Annotated in this window: 12 protein-coding genes; 1 reads left to right on the top strand and 11 read right to left on the bottom strand. The window is 62.8% G+C overall.

Annotated elements, in window-relative coordinates:
- Nucleotides 1-24: 24 nt before the first annotated feature.
- The 10 genes from ACFSDX_RS12905 to ACFSDX_RS12860 all read right to left on the bottom strand — a co-directional run bounded on the left by ACFSDX_RS12905 (nucleotide 25) and on the right by ACFSDX_RS12860 (nucleotide 20,086).
- Nucleotides 25-1,119, bottom strand: a complete 1,095-nt coding sequence (locus tag ACFSDX_RS12905; RefSeq protein ID WP_382314100.1) for an MBL fold metallo-hydrolase — start codon at nucleotides 1,117-1,119, stop codon at nucleotides 25-27.
- A 249-nt stretch (nucleotides 1,120-1,368) separates the two neighbouring features.
- Complete coding sequence (locus ACFSDX_RS12900; protein WP_382314097.1) at nucleotides 1,369-4,221, bottom strand: glycoside hydrolase family 31 protein; 2,853 nt, start codon at nucleotides 4,219-4,221, stop codon at nucleotides 1,369-1,371.
- A gap of 218 nt (nucleotides 4,222-4,439) precedes the next feature.
- On the bottom strand, nucleotides 4,440-6,509 hold the full coding sequence (locus ACFSDX_RS12895) for a beta-galactosidase (RefSeq protein WP_382314094.1): 2,070 nt from the start codon (nucleotides 6,507-6,509) through the stop codon (nucleotides 4,440-4,442).
- Nucleotides 6,510-6,649: 140 nt separating this feature from the next.
- Entirely contained in the window at nucleotides 6,650-8,938 is a 2,289-nt protein-coding gene (locus ACFSDX_RS12890) for a glycoside hydrolase family 3 C-terminal domain-containing protein (protein ID WP_382314092.1), read from the bottom strand.
- 53 nt (nucleotides 8,939-8,991) lie between these two features.
- A complete protein-coding gene (locus tag ACFSDX_RS12885) occupies nucleotides 8,992-10,452 on the bottom strand; it encodes a glycoside hydrolase family 30 protein (RefSeq protein ID WP_382314090.1) in 1,461 nt (486 codons plus the stop codon).
- A gap of 193 nt (nucleotides 10,453-10,645) precedes the next feature.
- Nucleotides 10,646-13,039, bottom strand: coding sequence for a glycoside hydrolase family 3 C-terminal domain-containing protein (locus ACFSDX_RS12880; RefSeq protein ID WP_382314088.1), 2,394 nt, complete (start codon nucleotides 13,037-13,039; stop codon nucleotides 10,646-10,648).
- Between the two features lie 144 nt (nucleotides 13,040-13,183).
- Nucleotides 13,184-14,692, bottom strand: a complete 1,509-nt coding sequence (locus tag ACFSDX_RS12875; protein ID WP_382314085.1) for a RagB/SusD family nutrient uptake outer membrane protein — start codon at nucleotides 14,690-14,692, stop codon at nucleotides 13,184-13,186.
- 46 nt (nucleotides 14,693-14,738) lie between these two features.
- Nucleotides 14,739-18,182 (bottom strand): TonB-dependent receptor, encoded by a 3,444-nt coding sequence (locus tag ACFSDX_RS12870; RefSeq protein ID WP_382314084.1) that lies wholly within the window; start codon nucleotides 18,180-18,182, stop codon nucleotides 14,739-14,741.
- A gap of 92 nt (nucleotides 18,183-18,274) precedes the next feature.
- Complete coding sequence (locus tag ACFSDX_RS12865; protein WP_382314081.1) at nucleotides 18,275-19,324, bottom strand: FecR family protein; 1,050 nt, start codon at nucleotides 19,322-19,324, stop codon at nucleotides 18,275-18,277.
- A gap of 159 nt (nucleotides 19,325-19,483) precedes the next feature.
- Nucleotides 19,484-20,086: an RNA polymerase sigma factor gene (locus ACFSDX_RS12860; RefSeq protein WP_382314078.1), complete on the bottom strand. Its 603-nt coding sequence runs from the start codon at nucleotides 20,084-20,086 to the stop codon at nucleotides 19,484-19,486.
- A gap of 193 nt (nucleotides 20,087-20,279) precedes the next feature.
- Between ACFSDX_RS12860 and ACFSDX_RS12855 the strand changes: the two genes are divergently transcribed.
- Nucleotides 20,280-21,293: a nucleoside hydrolase gene (locus ACFSDX_RS12855; RefSeq protein ID WP_382314075.1), complete on the top strand. Its 1,014-nt coding sequence runs from the start codon at nucleotides 20,280-20,282 to the stop codon at nucleotides 21,291-21,293.
- A gap of 108 nt (nucleotides 21,294-21,401) precedes the next feature.
- On the opposite strand, the gene ACFSDX_RS12850 is transcribed toward ACFSDX_RS12855, so the two are convergent.
- Nucleotides 21,402-22,178, bottom strand: coding sequence for a DUF5672 family protein (locus ACFSDX_RS12850; protein WP_382314073.1), 777 nt, complete (start codon nucleotides 22,176-22,178; stop codon nucleotides 21,402-21,404).
- Nucleotides 22,179-22,210: the final 32 nt, after the last annotated feature.

Here is a 22,210-nt window from a genome sequence, read left to right as displayed (position 1 = left end):
ACCCTACCAGAACCCCTAGGCAGGCTACTGAACCTCACTCAAGCCGGGGGCGCGCCACCAAACCTGCTGTGGCAAGGGTGCCCCCAGCACCACGGGCTGCCCCAGCAGCGGGGTAGCCACGGGCAGGTGCTGGCGGGCAGCCGCCGCGGTAGCCCGCTCCACCGACTCATTCCAGGCGTGGTGGGCCTCCGTGAAGGCGCCCCAATGCACGGGCTGCATGACGCGGGCGCGCACATCGAGCGCAGCTTGCACCGATTGCTCGGGCTGCATGTGGATTTGGGGCCAGGCCCGGTCGTACTGGCCGCACTCCATTAGGGCCAGGTCGAAGGGGCCATATTGCTGGCCGATGTCTTTGAAATGCGGCCCGTAGCCGCCATCACCGCTGTAAAACAGGCGGTGCTGGCTCGTCTTCAGCACCCACGACGACCAGAACGTGCTGTTGCGGTTGGTGAGCCCGCGGCCCGAGAAGTGCTGCGTCGGCGTGCTCACTATCGTGAGGCCGGGTAAGTTTACCGAGTCGCCCCAGGTCATTTCGTGGATGCGGCTTTCGGCCACGCCCCAGGCCCGCAGGTGCGCGCCCACGCCCAGCGGCACGTAGAACTGGCCGACTTTATCCTTGATTTTGAGCACCGTCTGGTAATCGAGGTGGTCGTAGTGGTCGTGCGAAATGAGCACCGCATCGATGGCCGGCAGCTGCTCGGGGTAAATGGCGAGCTCCTGGTTGTAGCGCTTGGGCGTGACCAAGGCCAGCGGCCCCATCTTGACGCTGAGCATGGGGTCGAGCAGTACTTTTTTGCCGCCGATTTCGACCAGGCTGGCCGAGTGGCCGAACCACGTCACGCGCACTTGGTCGGCCGGCAGCTGGGTTATCGTTAGCGAATCGAGGCGCTGCATGGGTAGCGGCGCGGCGGGGTTTTGGTTGGGCGTGTGCTCGAAAAACATGCGTCGGAACGCTGAAAACGTGCTGCCCGCCATCACGGTCGTGGGCTGGGCGTTGACAAACTTCCCGTCCTCCAAATGCCCCGTGCGGTGGTACGACTGCCGTTGCGCCGCCGTGGGCGCACTCCCCAGCTGCGGGCTACACGACAGAAAGGTGCTGACGGCCAAGACCAGCAACACGAGTAGCCCAGTAATTCGGAGAGTCAGTTTCTTCAGGAAGGAAACCATGCGAAGGAGTGGAATAGAGTTGCGCCTAGGTGTTGATAAAGACAGTTAGCCGCTGCATACGGGCCTGGCTCCACCTAGGCGGAACCGAGCGCGCACGCAGCGGCTAAATAAAGGGTTTTGGCTGCCTAAAAAATCTGTTTCAAAACGTCCGTCATCGCGAGGGGAAACGACGAAGTAAGGACAGTTTTTAGTATCCTAGGGCTACTCCATCTTCACCGTCACGGCGGCGCCCGAGTAGGCTACCGATTTAGCGGGCGTGGCTTCTAGGTCGAAAGCGGTGGGCTTGGCGGCGCTCACCCACACCACGCGGAAGGTGCGCTGGGCCAGCATGCCGGGGAAGCTGCCCTTGCGCTCGCCGATGGTGAGGGTTTTGGCCTTGTCGTCGTAGCGCAGCGCGATGGTGGCCGAGGCGCCTTTCTCGTAGTTGTAGTTGGTGTTTTCGTCCTCGTACAGCTCAAACGACCCGTTCTGGCCCGTGTACACGTAGAGCGTGATGGGGTCGGTGGGCTTCTCACCGGTGTACTGCACGGCCGGGCCGAAGGGCACGATGGCGCCCTCGCGCACGAAGAGCGGCATGCGCTCGAGCGGCGCGTCCACGGTCAGCTTCTGGCCGCCGGGGTAGTGCTTGCCGCTGTAAAAATCGAACCAGCCCGTGGTGGCCGGCAGGTACACCGCCTTGGTGCGCGCCTGGTAGTCGGTAACGGGCGCTACCAGCAGGCTGGGGCCGAACATGTACTCGTCGCCGATATTACGCACCGCAGCGTCGCTGCCAAAGTCCATCACCAGGCCGCGCATCATGGTGCTGTGCTGGTAGTTGACCTGGCCGGCCACCGAGTAGAGGTAGGGCATCAGGCGGTAGCGCAGCTGGTCGTAGTAGAGCATGCTCTGGTAGGCCGGCGTGCCGGCGGGCGCCACGTTGTAAATCTCGCGGTACGGAAACTGCCCGTGCACCCGGAATAGCGGGCAAAACGCCCCGAACTGATACCAGCGCGTGTTCAATTCGCGCCACTCGGCCTGGTCGGTGGCGTTGGGGTGCTCGTAGCGGCGCTCTACGGCAAAGCCGCCGATGTCGGTAGTCCAGTACGGCACGCCCGACAGCGAGAAATTCAGGCCCGCCGGAATCTGGTTTTTAAAGTCCTCCCAGCGCGAGCCAATGTCGCCGCTCCAGATGGCCGCCGCGTAGCGCTGCGAGCCCGCGTAGCCCGAGCGCGTCAGCAAAAACACTCGCTGGTCGGGCGCCGTCGAGCGCTGACCTTCATAAATGCCTTTAGCATTTTGCAGTGGAAAGGCGTTGAAGTACAGCGTACTAGGCCCGATGGCCGGCGCCATTAGCTCCTTGCGCGTCTGCACGTTGGTGTTCGAGTAAATGTCGGGCTCCGAGGCGTCCATCCACCAGGCGTCCACGCCTTTGGCGAAGAGCTTGGTGTTCATCAGGTTCCAGAAATCCTGGCGGGCCTTGGCATTAAACGGGTCGTAAAACGTGGACGTGTAGCCCGGCGCAATCCAGTCTTTGGTGCGGTTGGCGATGTTGCGCGGGTAGAGGTAGCCCTTGGCCTTGAAGTCGTTGTAAACCGTAGTGTACTCGTTAATCTTGGCCCACACCGAAATCATAAAGTGCAGGTGGTCCTTTTCGTGCAACGTCTTTATCAGGCCATCGGGGTCGGGGAAACGGCTGGGGTCAAACTCCTGGCTGCCCCACTCGGCGGGCTTCCAATACGACCAGTCGAGCACGATATTATCGAGCGGAATCTGGCGCTTCCGGAACTCGGCGGCCACGTCCAGCATCTCCTGCTGGGTCTTGTAGCGCTCGCGGCTCTGCCACAGCCCGAGGGCCCAGCGCGGCACCACCGGCGCCGCGCCCGTGAGGCGGCGGTAGCCGGCTATCACCTCGTCGGCCGACTCACCCAGCACGAAGTAGTAGTTGAGGTCGTGCGCGGCCTCCGAGCTAAAGCCGTACTCGGTCTGGGCCGCGCCCACCAGCGGGCTCAGCCACTTCAGCCCTAGGTACGACTCGCTGCCGTCGGGGTCCCAGGTCAGCTTGAAGCTGTACTTGCGGCCCTTCTCCATGTCGAGTGTGACGATGGTGGTGCCGGGGTTCCAGGCCTGGCGCCACTTATTGGCCACCTCTTTGCCATCAATGTAAAGCTTGGCGTAGCCCGCATTTTTCAGCAAGAAATGGTGCTGCCCCGCGATGCCCGACGAGATGCTGCCCTCCCAGGTGGCGGTCACGTCGCCGAGCTTCACCGCTGCCGGGAAGTTCTTCTGGTCTTCGATGTACTCGTAATTGATGACCGACTCTGGCCGCGCGGCGATGACCTCGCTAGGCTTGATTTTATTGACGTAGGTGGCCGTGAGCCAGCCGGGTTCGCCGGTTTTGGCGTACAGCTTTAGGGTCGAAAGCGGCTCGTAGTCGCGGGTGTCGCCGACTTTAGTAATGGAGTAGTTATCCCACAGAATGCCGTATTTCTTGCTCGATACCAGGAAAGGCACCGCCACGTCGGTGTTGTTCTGGGCGAGCTCTACCTGCTGGCCGCGGTAGTTCATGGTGCCATTCTGGTGCTGCCCCAGGCCATAGAGACCTTCATCGGTGGGCGACTGAAACACCTGCTTTATCTGGTAAAACGGCTGCCCATCGGCCACGGTCGGTGTGAACATTTTGCCGCCGCCGGCGCGCTCTTGCAGCACCGGGTGGCCCGCCGCATCCTCGAAGCTCACGGCGCCGGTGGCCAGCGTTATCGCGGCCGTGAGGGCATCGGTGCTGAGGTAGCCCACGCCTTTTTTCTCCTTGTACTGCCACTTGGGAGGTGCCGCTTGGGGCACCACCATTAGGCTTTTGGCGGTCGAAAGCGTGTCGAGCGGCGAGGCCTGCACGTGGATAATCTTGTCGGCCACTACTTGCAAGCGCACGGTGCGGGGCGCCTGGTCGCTGAGCTGCGGCAGGCGCAGCGTGATGCCGTCGGCTTGCCGCGTCACCTGCGCCGTGGCGGCAAAGGCGGGCAGCAGCGTAGCGAGACCTAGGAGGGCTAGGCGGGGAAATGGGTGGGGGTGGGGCATAAATAATTGACTGGCATTAGAATAAGGGACATGCTAATGCGGGATGACTTCAGAGTGGCTAGGCCTCAAGCGCAGCGAAATGGTGAAAAGCAAAGGCTTGTTACCCCAGGAAAGGAAATTACTAAAACCTTTTAGTTGGTAGCCAAAGGTAGGCGTTGCCCGCTTTTTTTGAGGCATTCATACGCCTAAATTTGCGGCGGTTAAGCGAAGGCACTGGGCTACTTTTCCTCCACAATCTGCACGCCCCAGGGCGCCAGCTGGAGTGATTGGCCCGCCGCCACAGTGGCGCCCGCCAGCAGCTCCTTGCCCGCGCCGTGCGGGTAGCGCACCGCGGCCGGCGCAGCCGAGTAGTTGAAGTAGTAATGCACCGGTTTCTGCCGCTGGTTGAGGCCGGTTTTAGTAATGAGCGGAAACTGGGCTTCCTGGTCAGCGCCCCAGAGGCCGGCCTGGCGCACGGCGTTGGTCACGAGTTTATCCACCACGGCGTCGCTGGTGTGGCAGCCCACGTAGGTGGCCACGCCCTTGCCGTAGCGGTTTTCGGTGATGGCGGCGTACTTGCCCCACACTGGGTGCTCGTAGCGGGCCAGCACCTGGGCAGTGGTGGGCGTGAGCAGTTCCATCCAGGCAGTTACTTGGTTTTCGGCGGCGGCTACTTGGTAGGCCTCGCCTTGCAGGCCCACCTTTTCGGGGGCGGTAAACTGGTCGTAGGTGACGCCGCACACCTTGCTGAGGCCGCCCGGCTGGGGCGTGGTGCGCACCTGCACGTTCTCATCCGAAAACCCGCTGCGGTAGGTCACGAGCAAATGGCCGCCCGCTTGCACGTACTGCTCGAGGCGCGTGAGCAGGCTGGCGGGCGCCGCGTAGAGCATGGGCACGATAACGAGCGAATACTTGCCTAGGTCGGGGCTACTGGGGTCGACCATATCGCAGCCCACGTTGTGGCGGTAGAGCGGGTCGTAGAACGAGCGCAGCACCTGGTTGTAGTCCAGGCCGTTGGCAAACCAGCCCTCGGCCGTTAGGGCCTCGTTGCTGAACAGGATGGCGACTTTATTCGCCTTTTTCAGATTGACCAGCTGCGGGCTCAGGCGCTGAAAATCGCGCCCAATGGTCTTGGTCTCGTCGTAAATAGTATTGGGCTGCAAGTCGTGGCTGAGCACGCCCTTCCAGTAGGTTTCGGCCGAGTTGTGGATGCTGCTCCAGTGCCAGTATTCCACCATATTGGCCCCCGAGGCCAGGTGGCTAAAGGCCTGCAAGCGCAGCTGGCCGGGGTAGGGCAGCCACTGCGGAAAGCCCTGGGCCTCCGTCTCTAGTACCAGGTAGTTTTGGCCGCCTTTCATGCCCCGGGTCACGTCGCCGCCGAAGGATATTTCGGTGCCCGTGAGCTGGTCCTGGCTGGGGTGGTAGATGTCGATGCCGGCCACATCGAGCGCCTTGGCGGCGGCAAAGTGGTCCACGTCGGGCTGAATACCGAAGGAGTAGCCCCGCCAGCTCAAGTCAAAATTGTGGGTGATGAACTGGTCAGGCCGCTTGTACTCGCGCACCAGCCCGGCTTGCCAGGCGAGGTAGTCGGTCACGAGCTGGCGCTGAAACCGGCTGAATTCACTCCCTAGGCTGGCGTTGATGGTGCCCACCATCGATGGAAAATCCTCCCAGGTATTGATGCGGTTGCTCCAGTAGGCGAGCCCGTAGGCTTTGTTGAGTGCATCGAGCGACGGAAACTTCTGCTGCATGTGCTGCACAAACAGCTTCTGCACCGCCGGTCCGGCCGTGCCGTAGGCTTTGGTTTCGTTATCGACCTGGTAGCCGATGATGGCCGGGTGGTTCTTGACGTGCCCCAGCAAGGCCCGAATCACGGCCTCGGCGTGGCGCCGAAAGTCGGGGTTGCTGATGTCCATGTTCTGCCGCACGCCATACTGGTTCGGCCCCCGCGAGGTGATGGCCAGCACGTCGGGGTACTTGCGCGCCAGCCAAGTCGGAATGGCGTAGGTCGGCGTGCCGATAATAACCCGGATGCCGGCCTTGTGCATGGCATCGAGCACCCTATCGACGTGCGAAAAATCGAACACGCCCTCCTGCGGCTCCAGCGTGCTCCACGTTGATTCGGCGATACGCACCACGTTGATGCCTGCCGCTTTCATCATGGCCACATCCTTGTCCAGCCGCTCGTAGGGCATGTACTCGTCGTAGTAGGCCACGCCGTAGAGCAGGCGGTCCATTTTGGGCGCTTGGGCGCTGGCGCGCGCCAGCGGCAGACCTAGGAGCAGGGCGGCGAGGAGAAGTTTTCGCATGGTGGGGGAGCAAGAATAAATACGTTCGTCATGCAGAGCGCAGCGAAGCATCTCGCGTGGTGCAGTAATCAATAACGCATAGGTTTACTGCACCACGCGAGATGCTTCGCTGCGCTCTGCATGACAAACGTTATGTGCAATTACAGCGTCAGGCTGCCCGTTTGGCGAATGTCGCGCGAGGAGCTGCCCACCAGCACTTCAAACTGGCCGGGCTCCAGCACCCACTGCTTCTTGGCCTCGTCGTAGTACTTGAAGGCGTCGGCGGGGAGCTGTAGGGTCACGGTCTTGGTTTCGCCGGGCTTTAGGAAGACTTTCTCGAAGCCTTTGAGCTCCTTCTCGGGGCGTTTTACAGCCGATTTTAGGTCTTTTACATAGAGCTGCACGACCTCGGCGCCGGCGATTTTGCCGGTGTTGCGCACCGTCAGGGTCACGGTGGCGCGCTGGGCGGCGGGCTTCACGGTCAGTTTGCCGTACTCGAAAGTGGTGTAACTCAGACCGTGGCCGAAGGCGAACTGCGGCGCCACCTTATAGGTGTCGTAGTAGCGGTAGCCCACCCAGATATCGTCCTTGTAAGTCTGCTTCAGCGGGTCGCCAGGCGTGCTAGGGTACTCGCCCAGCTTCATGGCCGGCGCGTCTTCTAGCTTCACGGGGAAGGTGAAGGGCAGCTTGCCGGAAGGGTTTACGTCGCCAAACAAGATGTGGGCCAGCGCGTTGCCGCCTTCCATGCCGGGGTACCACGCCTCCACGATGGCCTTGGCCTGGCCGGCCCAGGCGCTAGTTTCAATGGGGCCACCCCCTAGGAGCACCACCACAGTGTTAGGGTTGGCGCCCAGCACGGCCTGCACCAGCGCATCCTGCCCAAAGGGCATTTTCAGGTCGGGCTTGTCCACGCCCTCGGCGTCGTAGGCGTTGTCGCTCCACTTGGTGTAGTCGTAGCCGTGGATGGAGCCACCCACGTAAATCACCACGTCGGCGGCCTTGGCGGCGGCCACGGCCTGCGCTATCTGCTGCGCATCAGCCTGCTGGTCGCGGGCAATGGTGTAGCCCGGCACGTAGTTGACTGTGACGCTGCTACCTAGCTCGTTCTTAATGCCTTGCAGCGGCGTAATCTCGTACTTGGCTTTCAGCTGGCCGCTGCCGCCACCCATCGAATTTACCCGGTCGGCATTGGCCCCGATAACGGCGATGGTCTTCACCGACTTCTTGAGCGGCAGCATATTACCCTCATTCTTGAGCAGCACGATGCCCTCCTCGGCCACCTTGAGCGCGGTGGCCTGGTGCTCCTTGGTGTTGAAGGCGCCGGGCTGGCGCTTGGCGCCGCCGAGCATCTTGGTGGCGTACATCACCCGCAAGATGCGGCGCACCTTGTCGTCGATGAGCGGTACCAGCGTGGGGTCTTTCTTGGCGGCGGCCAGGGCCGGGTCGGCCAGGTAAAACCGGTCGTAGTAGCTGCGCCTGGGAGTAGCGGGGGCGGTGCTGGCGGCGGCCGTGGCGGCGCTCTGGTCAGCCCCGCTGTACATCAGATAGAGGTCGGTGCCCATCTCCAGGTCGGTGCCGTTGCGCAGGGCCTCGTCGGTATCGTGCACCGAGCCCCAATCGCTTATCACCAAGCCGTTGAAGCCCCATTCCTGCTTCAGGATGGTCTTCATGAGGTAGGCGTTTTCGGTGGCGTAGGTGCCCCGAAATTTGTTGTAGGAGCCCATGAGCGTGTTCACGCCGCCCAGTTGCACGGCGGCCTTGAAGCCCGGTAGGTAGATTTCGCGCAGCGCCCGCTCGCTCATGTTCACGTCAACGTCGTTGCGGTGCGTTTCCTGATTGTTGGCCGCGTAGTGCTTCACGCAGGCCGACACGCCCTGGTCCTGCACGCCCTTGATGTAGCCCACCACCATCTGAGTTATTAGGTAGGGGTCCTCGCTGAGGTACTCGAAGTTGCGCCCGTTGAGGGGCGCCCGCACGATGTTGATGCCGGGACCCAGGATGATGTCCTTGCCGCGGGCATTGGCCTCGCTGCCCAGCACCGTGCCGTAGGCGTACCCCAGGGCGGGGTTCCAGGTCGAAGCCAGGGTGTTGTTGGTGGGCAGGTAGCTGCTAGCGTCGTTGGCATCCACGGGGGGCTTCCAGTTGCGGCCCTGCTCGGGGCGCACGCCGTGGGGCCCGTCGGAGGTCATGATTTCGGGGATGCCCAGGCGCTCGATGCCGCCCGCCGCGAAGGCCGAGTTGGCGTGCAGCATGTGCACCTTTTCTTCCAGCGTCATTTTCTTGAGCAGTGCGGTTACCTCAGCCTCGTGGGCGAGCAGGTGCGCTTGGCCGGTAGGGGCGGCCGCGGTGCTTTTGGCAGAAGTCGCCGGGCTCTGGGCGGCGCAAATATTGGCCGCTAGCAGGCACGCCGCGCCAAAGGCGGTAGCGTAGCGAAGGGGTAGGAAGTGCATGAGGGGATAAGTGGGGGAGAGGGTAGAAATCGGTATCTAGGGCGCCAGCCGCGCTATTTCAGCAGCAGGGTGTTAAAAGAATTAGCCTTGAGTACCGGCGCCAAAGTTCGCCCGCCAACCGCAAGGCGCACGGTTTTGTCGGCGTCGCTTTCGTTTTGGGCTACTAGCACCACGCTCTTGTCAGGGTTCTGAAAGGCCAGCAGGTTAGTAAAAGCGCCGCTAGTAGCCAGGCGCTTGGCGCCGGGCTGCACGTAGTGGCTCAGGTGTTTGAGTAGGTAATACTCGTGGTTGAACTGGTAGGTGTGGGCGGCTTCGTCCACCGTTACCAGCGAGTTTTGGCTCCAGCCCCAGCGGCTGATGCCACCTTTTTTGAGCGAAATATTCCAGTACAGGTAGGCGTTGGCGCCGTTGCCTAGGTACTGTTTCATCAGGTCCCAGGTGTAGCGGCAGTACTTCCAGTCGTTTTTACCATCGCCGCATTCCTGCTCGCTCTGGTAGAGCGCCAGCTCGGGGTAGCGCTGGTGAATGCCCGCAATGGCGCCCTTGCCCGCCCACTGAAACCCCACGCCCTTGATGAACGGCGCGCTGCGCGCGTCGCGCAATACCGTGTCAACCAGCGCCTCGTTGGCTCGCTCCATGGTGCCAAAAAATACGTCCACTTTGCGCTGCTGCATCTGCGGCCCTAGGTAGCCCACGAAGCGCGCCAGGCCGGTGGCCGTCCAGGGGCAGCTCGGAAACACCTGCGCCGAGTTAAACTCGTTCTGCGGCATCACCATGCCCACCGGGATGCCCTGCTTGTGGTAAGCTTCGATGAACTTGCTGAAATACAGCGCGTAGGCCACGAAGTACTGGTCTTCCTGAATGAACAGGTTGTGGCCTTCCTTGCCCTGGCGGTCCACGGGCAGGCCGTTTTCGGCCAGCGCCGGAAACGCCTTGCGGTACTCGGGCAGCACGGCCGCGGCGGCGTAGTGGTGGTTGTACTTCATCCAGGTGGGCGGGCTCCAGGGCGAGGCCCACAGCTGCAAGGCCGGCCGGTAGCGCTGCGCACTTTTAATAAACGGAATCAGCGTCTGCTCGTCGTTGGCGATGCTGAAGTTGGCCAGCGCAAAGTCGCCCGGCGTCTCGTCGTACGAGTACCAGTCGCGCGAAAAGTCATTGGCCCCAATGGGCATCCGGCAGATGGTAAAATTGGCCCCGACGCCCGGCGCAAACAGCTCGCGCATAATTTTCTCGCGGTCGGAGGCCCCTAGGGCGCTCAGCGAAGTCCAGCCCAGCTCATTAAAGCACGCCCCAAACCCGGTGATGGTTTGCTGCGGCCGTTGCAGGTCGATGGTCGCATCGGCCGGGCCCGCGCTGGCCGAGGTTTTGGGGAGCGACTGCGGTACCCAGCCCGCCGTGGCGGTGGTAGCCACCCATTCGGCCACTCGCGTTTGGGCGTGGGTGCGCGGGCCGAGCAGCCCTAGGGCACTGGTGAGGATTATGGTGACGAGGTGGGGGAGGCGGGTGGGTGGCATGGGTAGTGAGAGACTATATGATAGCTAGGTTAGCTCGCCGCCTTGTCAACCTCACCCCCTAGCCCCCTCTCCTTGGCGAGAGGGGGAACTAGCTTTTAGTCTTTAGAGGCTAGAACTAGTGTTAGTCCCCCCTCTCCCTAAGGAGAGGGGGCTAGGGGTGAAGCTACCCGGTCGGCGGGCGGACCCCGCCGGCCTACTTCGCCACTTGGCCCACGCGCAAATCGGTGAGGGGCTGCTGAGGCACCAGCAGCGGGCGGCTCTTTTCGGTCACTACCGCCTTGGGAAACTGAACGGTCGCCTGGCCCTTCATCAGCTGCGACGACGCACCGACCCGCACCGTGTAAGCGCCCGCATCGGCCACCCACGACGAAGTCGCGGTATTGAACGACGCTAGGTCAGCGGCCGTGAGCTTAAACGTAAGCGACTGCGACTGGCCGGGCTGGAGCAGGTTGGTTTTGGCAAAAGCCTTGAGCTCGCTCTCGGGCTTTTCGAGTTGGCCCTTGGGGGCGCTCACGTAGAGCTGCACAACTTCTTTGCCCGCCACTTTGCCGCTGTTTTTCACGGTCACGCGGGCCGTGAGGTCGTTGGTTGGCGTGCGTACTACGGTCAGTGGGCCGTAGGTGAAGGTGGTATAGCTCAGGCCGTAGCCAAACTCGTAGGCGGGCTTTACCTTAAAGGTATTGTAGTAGCGGTAGCCCACGTAAATGCCTTCCTCATAAGTGTTTTCGGAGGGCGCGCCCATCAGGCCGCCGCCCTTGGTGCTGGCATCTAGCAGCTTGCCGGGGAAGTTGGCGCTGAAGGGCACATCGGTATAGCTCATTGGGAAGGTGGTGGCCAGCTTGCCCGAGGGGTTGACCTTGCCGCTGAGCACGTCGGCCACGGCGTGGCCGCCTTCCTGGCCGGGCTGCCAGGCCAGCAAGATGGCGTCGGCCTGGTCGCGCCAGCTGGCTACTTCGGTCACGCCGCCCACGTTCAGCACCACGATTACCTTCTTATTCTGGGCGTGGAAAGCCGTGCTCACCTGCTTGAGCAGCGCTTGCTCGGCAGCGGTGAGCGTAAAATCATCCTGCACCTGGCGGTCGCCGCCCTCGCCGGCGCTGCGCCCTAGGGCCACGATGGCCACGTCGGCGGCCTGCGCGGCGGGCGTCAACTGGGCCGCGTCGAGCGGCATTTCGGCGATGACGGGCGCCGGGTCGAGCAAGCCTTTGGGCTTGGTTATCTTGGCTTTCTCGCCCTTCACGTATTGGGCGTAGCCCTGGCTCAAGGCCGCATTGGCCGCGAAGCCCGCGCCGGCCAGGCCCTGCGCGATGGAGATGGTGTAGGCTTTGTTTACGTCGCCGCTGCCCGTGCCGCCCGCGATGAGGTTATAAGAGGCGTTGCCAAAGAGCGCCACCTTGCGGCCGGCGGCTAGTGGCAGCGTGGCGCCCTGGTTGCGCAGCAGCACCATGCCCTCGGCGGCGGCCTGGCGGGCCACGGCGGCATTGGCTTTCAGGGCCGGCTGGCTGCTGTATTTGTAGCCTTTAAAGGTGGGTGACTTCATGACCAGCTCCAGCACGCGTGTAACGTTCTGGTCGAGCTGGGCGGTGGTGAGCTGGCCGCTTTTGAGGGCTTCGGTCACGGCGTTGTACTGCACTAGGGTGCCAGGCTCCAGCAGGTCGTTGCCGGCCTTGAGCTGGGCCACGGCATCGTGGCCACCGTACCAGTCGGTCATTACCAGGCCCTTAAACCCCCACTCCTGGCGCAGCAGCGAGGTTAGAAGGTCGGGGCTTTCGGAGGTGTAGGTGCCGTTTACTTTGTTGTAAGACGACATGACCGTCCAGGGCTGCGACTTCTTCACCGCAATCTGGAAGCCCTTGAGGTACACCTCACGCAGCGCCCGCTCGCTCACTTTCGAGTTGAGCTGCATGCGATTAAACTCCTGCTCATTTACCGCGAAGTGCTTGATGCTAGTGCCCACGCCGTTCGACTCCACGCCGTTAACCAGCGCGGCGGCGATGTTGCCCGTCACCACCGGGTCTTCGGAGTAATACTCGAAGTTGCGGCCCCCCAGGGGGTTGCGGTGGATGTTCATGCCCGGCGCCAGCAGCACGTCGATGCCAAAGTCGCGCACTTCGCTGCCGAAGGCCACGCCCACCCGGCGCACCATCATCGTATCCCAGGTCGAGGCCAGCAGCGTGGCCACTGGAAAGGCCGTGGCGTAGTACGTCTTGGTGCTGTCCTTGCCCCGAATGGGGTCGATGCGCACGCCGGCCGGCCCATCCGAAAGCGTGAGGGCCGGGATGCCCAGGCGCGGCACGGGATGCGTGCGGCCAGCCGCGCCCGCCACTTTCTCGGGTAGCTTGTCGCCGCCGGGCGGGCCGGGGGGCAGCATTCCGGCCGGGAAGCCCGAGGGGTAGAAGCCCACGCCGATGACCAGGCGCACTTTTTCGTCGGGGGTGAGGGCGGCCAGCACTTCTTTGAGGCTGGCTTTGCCGAGCTGCGGGGCGGTTTGGGCGGCGGCGGGCCGGCCCAGGCCAGCGGCCACGGCCAACACGAGAAAGGCGCCTAGGTGCGGTGAGCAGCGACGGTGGAGAGTAGAGGTAAGCATGGGGTGGTGGGCGACAGAGGTGGATGGAAGACGGCGCGGGCGTTATTTAAAAAGAATAAAAAATCAAAAATGATAAATTAAAAATCTCAACGTGTTGCTGAAGAGACTTTTAATTTATCATTTTTAATTTTTAGTTAGGCTAGTCTAGTACCCGGGGTTCTGGGTCAGACCGGGGTTCACGTTGATTTCGGCCTGCGGAATGGGCAGCAGGTTGTTGAAATCCTGAATGGTTTTGCCCTGGGCGCGCATGGTGGCCACGAGCGTGCCGGTGCGCTTGAGGTCGTACCAGCGGTCGTCCTCAAAGGCTAGCTCCAGGCGGCGCTCCTGAATGACGGCCGCCTTGAAGTTGGGCGTGGCGGCGGTGTAGTCCACGGCCGCAGCGGGCGTGTTAATGGGCAAGCCAAAGGCCCGGCGGCGCACCTTGTTGATGGCTTCCACGCCCTCAGCGGTGTTGCCCGCCGACTCGGCCAGGATAAGGTACACCTCGGCGAGGCGCAGTACCGGAAAGTTGAGCGGCGAGTCCCAGTTGTTGACGTTGGTGCGGCCCACGTACTGCTTGCGGATGCTGTAGCCGTTGGGGTTGCCCACCAGCGTGGCGGGCTGCACCTGGCCATCGGGGTAGAGGTCGCCGGGGGCGAAGAGGCTGGCCGCCCGGCGGGTGTCACCCGCGGCGTAGCGCGACACGAGGTCCTTCTCGGGCACATTAAAGCCATAGCCGCCCGAGGCCACCACGTAGGGGCTGCCAAAGAAGCGGGCGCCCCAAAACTCGTTCATCACGCTGCCCGGCCCGTCGGTGGTGTAGCTGGTGAGGCCGTACTTAAACTGCACCTCGAACAGCGACTCCTGGCCGTTGTCGTTCTCGACCTTGTAGTTGTCGGCAAAGTTGGGCCACATGGCTTTGCCGGCCGCCGTGGCCTCCGCAATGGTAGTGCGGGCCTGGGTGGCGGCGTTGCCTAGGTCGCCCTGGGTCAGGTACACTTTGGCGAGCAGGGCCCGCGCCGAGAGCTTGCTGGCCCGGCCCAGGTCCTCGCCCGAGTACGAGGCCGGCAGCTTGGTGATGGCATCGGTCAGGTCCTTAATGATTTGGGCGTACACGTCGGCCACCGGCTTGCGGGTCTGGCTGGCGGCTTCGGCGGCGCTGGCAGCGGGCGTCAGCACCAGCGGCACGTCGCCGAAGCCCCGCACGAGGTAGAAGTAGTACAGGGCCCGCAAAAACTCAGCCTCGCCCAGGCAGCGGTTCTTGAGGGTGGCGTCCATGTCGATGGCGGGCACGCGCAGCAGTACTTGGTTGGCCTGCCCGATACCGAGGTAGGCGCGCTGCCAGTGGCTGGTAGTGAGTGGGTTGGTGCTCGGAATGTTGTAGCTGTCGAGCTGCTGAAACTCGATGCCGTCGGCCGCGCCGCCGCCGCCTAGGTAGGTGTTGTCCGACATCACGTCGCCGATACCCCAGAGCGAGTAGTTAAACATCCCGTTCTGGTACAGCTGCGAGTACGCGGCCGTGGTGGCCTGCAAGGCGTCGGTCTGGGTCTTATAAAAGTTTTCGGCCGTAACAGCGCTGGTGGGCTGAATATTGAGGTAGTCCTTGGTGCAGCCGGCGCTGGCGAGCAAACCTAGGAAGAGCCCGGCCGTGCCGAGGCGTTGAGAAAATAACATACGATGAGGGGTCAGCTAGTAGGTGGGAGAAAAGAAAACGCCCGGCTTAGAAGCCAATGTTGAGGCCGGCCAGCAGCACACGGGCCTGGGGGTAGATGCCGCGGTCGACGCCGAAGCTGCCGCCCTGGTTGCCCAGCTCGGGGTCAAACCCCTTGTATTTGGTGAAGGTGGCCAGGTTTTGGGCGCTCACGTACACGCGCACCCGCTGCACGGCGGCCATCTTGGCAAACAGCTCCTTAGGTAGGTTGTAGCCCAGCGTCAGCAGCTTGATGCGCATGTAGGAGCCGTTCTCGACGTAGTGGCTCGAAATGCGCAGGTTCTGGTTGGGGTCGCCGGCCACGGCGCGCGGAATGTAATTGCTGGTGTTGGGGCCCGTCCAGCGCTCGAGGGCGATGGCGCCGGCGTTGGAAGAGCCGTAGATGCCGCCCTCCGTGTAGTAGCGGTTCAGGTTGTACACGTCGTTGCCCTGCGAGCCCTGCAAGAATACGTTCAGGTCAAAACCCTTGAAGCTGAACGTGTTGTTCAGGCCGTAGGTGAAGCTCGGGTTGGGGTTGCCGATGTAGGCCTGGTCTTGGGCGTTGATGACGCCGTCGCCGTTGAGGTCCCGGAACTTGATGTCGCCGGGCGCGGTGCCCGCGAACTGGTAGTTACCGGTGGGCGACTTTGCGTTCAGGGCCGCAAGCTCGTCGGTCGTCTGAAACAAGCCGTCGGCCACGTAGCCGTAGAATGAGCCGAAGGGCGTGCCGGCGGCGTAGCGCACCACGCTGGCGCCGCCGCGGGTGCTCTGCCCAAAGTAGGGCGTGCCGTTGCCCAGCGACTCCAGGTTGTTGCGGTAGGCCGAGAAGTTGAGCGTCGTGGTCCAGGTAAAGCCGTTGGTGCTGCTCACAAAGTTGGCCGACGTGATGGCCAGGTCAATACCGCGGTTCACCGACGAGGCGGCGTTCTGGTTGATGTTCTCAATCGTACCCGACACCGTGCTCACCGGCACCGAAGCAATCAGGTTCGGCGACTTGCGGGTGTACAGGTCGATGTTGGCCTGCAAGCGCTCGTTGAAGAACCCCAGGTCCAGGCCGATGTTATACTGGGTGTTGTTTTCCCAAACCAGGTTCGTGTTTTGCAGGCGGGTGGGGGCCGCGCCAGTATTCACGGTCTGGTTGCCGGGGCCAAACACGTAGGCCGTGCCCGGCACGCCGTTACTGTTAAAGTTGTTCGAGTTGATGGTGGCCAGGTACTGGAAGGTGCCGGCGTTCAGGGGGTTGCCCACCTTGCCGTAGCCAAAGCGCAGCTTCAGGTTGCTGACGGCGGTGTTGTCTTTCATGAAGTCCTCCTCCGAGATGCGCCAGCCCGCCGACACGCCGGGGAAGAAGCCGATGGCATTGTCCTGCGAGAAGGCCGACGAGCCATCGAAGCGCCCGATGGCCGAGAACAGGTACTTGCCGGCATACTCGTAGTTGACGCGGGCAAAGTAGCTGAGCAGGCGCGAGTAGCCGTTGCCGCCGCTGTTGCTGCGCAGGTCGTTGATGGGGCCCTGGTCAATCACTTGCAGGTCGTTGCGCGAGTAGCCTATGCGGGTAGCCCCTAGGTAGCTGTAGTTGAACTGCTGCGCCGACTGGCCCAGGAGCACCGTCAGGCTGTGCTTTTCGGCAATCACGTTGCTGTAGGTAGCCGTGTTCTCGATGAGGTAGCTCGGGTTGTAGTTCGAGTTGCTGTTCAGTTGGGCCTGCGAGGCGGGGTACTTCGACGAGCCCACGATGGATGGGAAGAAGCCGTCGCCCTGGTAAAACTGCAAGTCGGTGCCCACGTTGGTGCGCAGGCGCAGGCCCTTAAAGAGCTCCAGCTCAGCAAAGAAAGTAGCCGTAACCCGGTTGGTGGTGTTCTTGATATTGGGCCGCAGGGCGCCGGTCACCGGGTTTTCCTCGCCGTAGTTGTCGGCCGAGGTAAACTCGTAGAAGCTGCCATCGGCGTTGTAGACCGGGGCCGTGGGCGGCGCCTGCAACGCCAGCTGAATAATGCCGCTAAACTCGTTGTTGTTGTTGTTGAGGGCGTGCTCCTCCTGGTGCGTCACGGCCAGCGTGTTGCCGATGCGAAACTTCTTGCTGAGCGCCACGTCGCCGTTGGCGCGCAGCGTAAAGCGCTTAAAATCATTGTTGATGATGGTGCCATCCTGCTGGAAAAAGCCCGCGCTCACGGCGTAGCGCGCTTTTTCGCTGCCGCCGGTGGCCGACACCGCGTAGTTCTGCATGCGCGCCGGCCGGAAGATGGCGTCGAGCCAGTTGGTGCCCGCCCCGAGGGCCGAGGGGTTGGCGTATTTCGGAATCAGGGCCAGGCCGCCGTTGGTGCGCGCCTCGTTGTTGAGGGTCGCAAACTGCTCGGCGTTGAGCATCGGAATCTGGCGCCACACCCGCTGCTGGCCCACGTAGGCGTCGAGGCTCACGTTGGACACGCCCGCCTTGCCGCGCTTGGTAGTGATAATGACGACGCCGTTGGCGGCCCGTAGGCCGTAGATGGCCGTGGAGGCGGCATCCTTCAGCACGTCGATGCTCTCGATGTCGTTGGGGTTGATGGTGTTAATCTCGGTGCCGGTGGCTTGGCCGTTGCCATCGGTAGCGGCCGGCAGCGGGAAACCATCGACCACGTACAGCGGCGAGTTGTTGCCCGACGATGTGATGCCCCGCACCCGGATGGACGTACCGCCCGCCCCGCCCGGCGCGCCCGAGTTCTGGGTCACCGTTACGCCCGCCGCCCGGCCCTGAATGGCCTGCGCAGCATCCGATACCGGCTGCGCCGCAATCTGGCGGCCCGATACCGAGGCCACGGCGCCCGTCACACTCTGACGCTCCTGGGTGCCGTAGCCCACCACTACTATCTCGCCTAGGTCCTTGGCGCTCTCCTTCAAGGAGATAGCCAGGCCGGTGGTAGTGCCCGTGAGCGGCACCTCTTGGCTGGTGTAGCCCACGCTGCTGAATACCAGCGTGCTGCCCTCGGGGGCGCTCAGGCTAAAGGCGCCGGTGGCGTCGGTCGAGGCCCCGATGGTGGTGCCGCGCACCAGCACTGTTACGCCGGGGATGCCTTCACCTTTGGAGTCGGTCACGCGGCCCGAAACAGGCACGTTGGCCGCGGCCGTTTTCTTGGCCTGGCTCAGAATGATGCGGTTCTTACGCACCTCGTACTGGATGTGGCGCGGGGCCAACAGCTCGTCGAGCACCTGCGTCAGCGGCTTGTCGGCCACTTGCAGCGTCACGCGCCGCTCGGCCCCGATGAGCGAAGGGCTGTACACGAACTGCACCCCCAGCTGCTGGGCCAGGCGGTCGAGCACCGTTTCGATAGTCTGTGACTCGGCCCGCACCGTTATTCTGCGGTCGAGCGTAATCTGGGCTTCCGGGGCCCGAGCGGCCGCGGTGCTGACCAGCGGGCTGGCCAGCAACAGATTGAATGCGAGCAAGCTGGCGGGCCGCCAAATGTGTCGCCGGGAGGGTAGGCCATTTTTCATGCGCCGGAATCGTTTGTGGGTGGGAAATAAAAAAAAGTCAAAAGCGTATAATTAGAAAAGAGCCGCTTGGCAACGGGCAGGCGGCCCGCTACCTAGGTGCGGCCGGCAAGGCAGCCGCCGCCTCGCTCAAATATAATCTGAGCATTGTTGGCCATTTTATAGCTGGCATCCAAAGCTTTGCACAACGTATCGAGCTGCTCAAAAAGCGAGTCATTCTCGAAGGCTATCGTGATGGTGCAGTCGCGCAGCTTCAGCGGGTCGTACACGATGTTCACGCCATAGGCCTTGGCCAGGGCGGTGAGGACTTCGGCCACCGGCCGGTTTCGAAAAGCCAGCGGCTGCGGCGTAAGAAGCAGGGGCTTGTCGACCAGGGCCTTGGCTAGGTGGCGCGTGGTGGCCGAGTAGGTAGCCTGCTGGTTGGGTAGCAGCAGCACGCCCGCGGCGGCCAGCCGGTTGGGAGTGGCGCTGAGCTCGGCGCCCTGGCGGCGCTGCACGGCCACGCGGCCTTCGCGCACGGCCACCAGGCCCGGCTCGCCGGCGTAGGCTTTCACCAGAAAAGTAGTGCCCAGCACCGTAGTCACGAGCTTGTCGGTGTACACTAAAAACGGCCGGTCGGGGTTCTTGGCGACCTTAAAGCAGGCCTGGCCCAGCAGGTATACCTCGCGCCGCGCGCCGGCCAGGTCCGACCGGTAGCGGAGGGTGCTGCCGGTGGCCAGCGTTACGCGGCTGCCGTCGGCCAACTGCAGGTACTGCGCGTGGGTGGTGCCGTTGGTGCGCCGCACCCAGTGCGAAGTAGCGGCTACGGGGGCCGGGGTGCGCGGCAGCCACCAAGCAGCGCCGGCCCCTAGGGTGAGGGCGGCGGCGGCGGCCCAGCGCAGGGCGGGCGCCCGCCACAACGACCGGCGCGGCGGCGTAAAAGGCACTACTACGGGCGAAATGGCCGCCGGCTCGTCGGCCGTGAGCTGGGCAATGCGCCGCCACATGGCGGTTTTGGCCGCGGCCTGCTCGTGGTCGGCGAGCGGCAGGTTGCTGGCCGGGCCGAACTGCTGGCTCCACTGCTCCACGAGCTGCTGCTCGCCGGGCTGGCAATGGCCGGCTTGGTAGCGCTGGAGCAGGGCGTCGAATTCGGTTTGGGAGAGCATAGCGGGCGGCCCAAGGGGCGTCTGAAATGAAAGACGCGCAGCCCGTGGCAACCCCTAAACCATTTGCATCTTTTTTTTGGCTTTCACGTAATCAGCCGAATCCCGGTGCTTGAGTAAAGTTATTTAAGCTACTGTAAGACAATAAAATGGGTTAATAATCTACCCTAGCAAGCCTGCGCAAAAAAGAACCATCAGCAGCACAAAATCTTTCAGGTGCAGGCGCAGGAGCCGCAGCGACTTGGTGAGGTGATACTCCACGGCCTTGGCCGAGAGGTTGAGCTGCTGGGCAATCTCGTGCACCGAAAAGTGCTCGAGCCGGCTTAGCCGGAATATCTCACGCGACTGCTCGGGCAAGCGTAATAAGGCATTAGAAAAAGCGTCGGACAGGTCGGCGGCGGCCAGGGTCTGCTCGGTTTCCTGGGTGGCCTCGGCCTGGTGCCAGCGGCAGTAGTCGGCGTAGGCCTCGCGCACCCGGTGGGCCCGCAGGTGCCCGATAACGCGGCGGCTGATGGCCGTGAGCAAGTAGTGCTCGAGGTGTTCAATGTTGTGCGCCTGGCGCTTGTGCCAAAGCGCCGCAAACAAGTCCTGCACCAGCTCCTCGGCCGTTTCGCGCGAGCCGAGCCGGCGGTAGGCCAAGCCAAACACCCGGTGCCAGTACCGCTCGTAGAGCTCGGCAAAAGCCGCGCGGTCGTCGGCCCGCAGGGCTTCGAGCAGGGCCACATCGGTCCAGGAAGCGTAGACTCGCAACGGTAGAGTTTTCACAATAGCTGTGAAGTTGGGTGGGAAGATGGCAGCGCTAAGTATAGTAAATGTACACTAGTTTACCCAAAAAAATGCTGGGTGCCAGCCAGCTAAATGGGCGCGCCGCCGCGCGGGCCCTAGATGAACCGCAGGGCTCATTATATTGCTGGCTCAACCAGTGCCCACGGCTTGATAGCCAGCAGCTTTTCTACGCGTGTCAAAGCTCCTTGCCGCCCTCTTTTGCCTGCTGCTGGCCGGGCCTCTGCGGAGCCTAGGCCAGCCAAAATCTGGCCTGGTAGCGCCCCGCCTGCGGGTGATAGTGGATAATGATTTTAGCGGCGACCCCGACGGGCTGTTTCAGCTGGCGCACCTACTACTGTCGCCCTCAGTGGAGGTGCGGGCCATCATCGGCTCGCACCTGAAGGTGGGCGATGGCTTCGACCCGTCGGCCACCCAGGCTGATAACGCCGCCCGCAAAGCCGCCGAACTGGTGGCGCTGCTGCGCCTGACGGGCCGCGTGCCCGTGCTGGCCGGCGCCAACCTAGGGATGGCCAACGATAGCACGCCGGTCAGGAGTGCGGGCGTCGATTTCATCATCAAGGAAGCGCTGCGCACCGATACGCAGCTGCCGCTGTACGTGCTGTGCGGGGCCGGCCTCACCGAAATCGCCTCGGCCGCGCTCACCGAGCCGCGCCTGGCCGGCCGGCTCACGCTGGTCTGGATAGGTGGGCCCGAGTACCCCGACCTGGCCCTGCCGCCGCCGCACGCCCCGGCGCCCGAGTACAACCTAGGCATCGACCCAGCGGCCGCCCGGGCCGTGTTTAACCGCACGCGGCTGCCGCTGTGGCAGGTGCCACGCGATGCGTATCGGCAGGTGCTGCTGCCTTATGCCCAGTTGCTGACCCAGGTGAAACCCAAGGGCAAAATTGGGGCGTACCTGAGCGCGAGCATCGAAAGTCTGATGGCACGACTGCCGCAGTATCACCTCAACATCGGCGAAACCTATATTCTGGGCGACAGCCCGCTGGTGCTGCTCACGGCCCTGCAATCCTCGTTCGAGGCCGACCCGTCGTCGAGCGACTACGCGCTACGGCTGGCGCCCCGCCTCAGCGCGCAAGGCACGTATGAGGTCAACCCCACCGGGCGGCCCATTCGGGTGTATCGCCGGCTCGATACGGCGCTGCTGCTCAATGACTTTCTGGCCAAGCTAGCGCTGCTGGGTAAATAAAGCAGACCTAGGGCCTTTGCACGGCCGAAGCGCGGCCAAGCAGTAGCGCAGACGGAAAGTCCGCGCTACTGCTTGGCCGCGAAGCTGACCAATGTCTAAGTCTCAATCCTAAATGGCGTGCCCAGCCCGGCGAATGCTCGGTTTCCAGTAGTCCTGGTTAAGCTGAATCCAGGCGTGGATGCCGAAGGGCAAGGTGCTGTCGTCCTGGTTGGTAAAGGGTAGCTTGTCGGCATCCCAAATTTCGTAGGCCGCGCCAAATTTTTCGGCCAGGGCGCGGGGCGGCATCTTGAAGGTGGTGAGCTTGGGGAAGTGCTGAGTCAGGAAGATGTCATCGAGTAAGCCTTGGCCGCGCTTTTTGCGGAGCCAGAAGTTGAACTGCAAATACCAGCGGTACTTGGACGTGATGTGGTAGAAGGTACTGATTTTTTTGAGGGCAAAGCCGCCATTGCCGAAGTATTCGGGGGGCGAGAAGCCGGTGAGCTTGCGCTTAAAATCGTTCTTCAATACCCACCTAGGGTTATAAATTACCGACCCGATGTAGTCGTAGCCCAGGCTGCACCACTGCGCGACCTCATCGCGAAACACGAAAGCATCGAGGTGGCAGATGAGCATGTACTCGTAGGCCAAAAACCGCCGGTAGAAGTTGGCGTCCAACTGCAGCTCGGCAAACGCCTGGGAGCCGTGCCAGTCGAAGCGCTCCACGTGCGCTTCAATCTTGCCGCGGCAGTAGTTTTCGTACCACGTGGTGTCCAGGTCCAGCGGCGCCATGAACGTAATCGGGTACTTGTGCAGGACCTTGATGGTTTGGTCGAGCGAAATTATTTCCAGCGGCGAAGGCACTTCCAGCCGCAGGGGAATGAGCGTGGTTAGTAAGTTTTCGGGCATGCGGGTGGTGGGGTGGGAAGGAAGAATATAGT

The organism is Hymenobacter bucti (genome assembly GCF_042681145.1).
GTDB lineage: Bacteria > Bacteroidota > Bacteroidia > Cytophagales > Hymenobacteraceae > Hymenobacter > Hymenobacter bucti.
The sequence above is the reverse complement of the archived record's forward strand: the minus strand, read 5'-3'. Positions and strand labels throughout refer to the sequence as shown.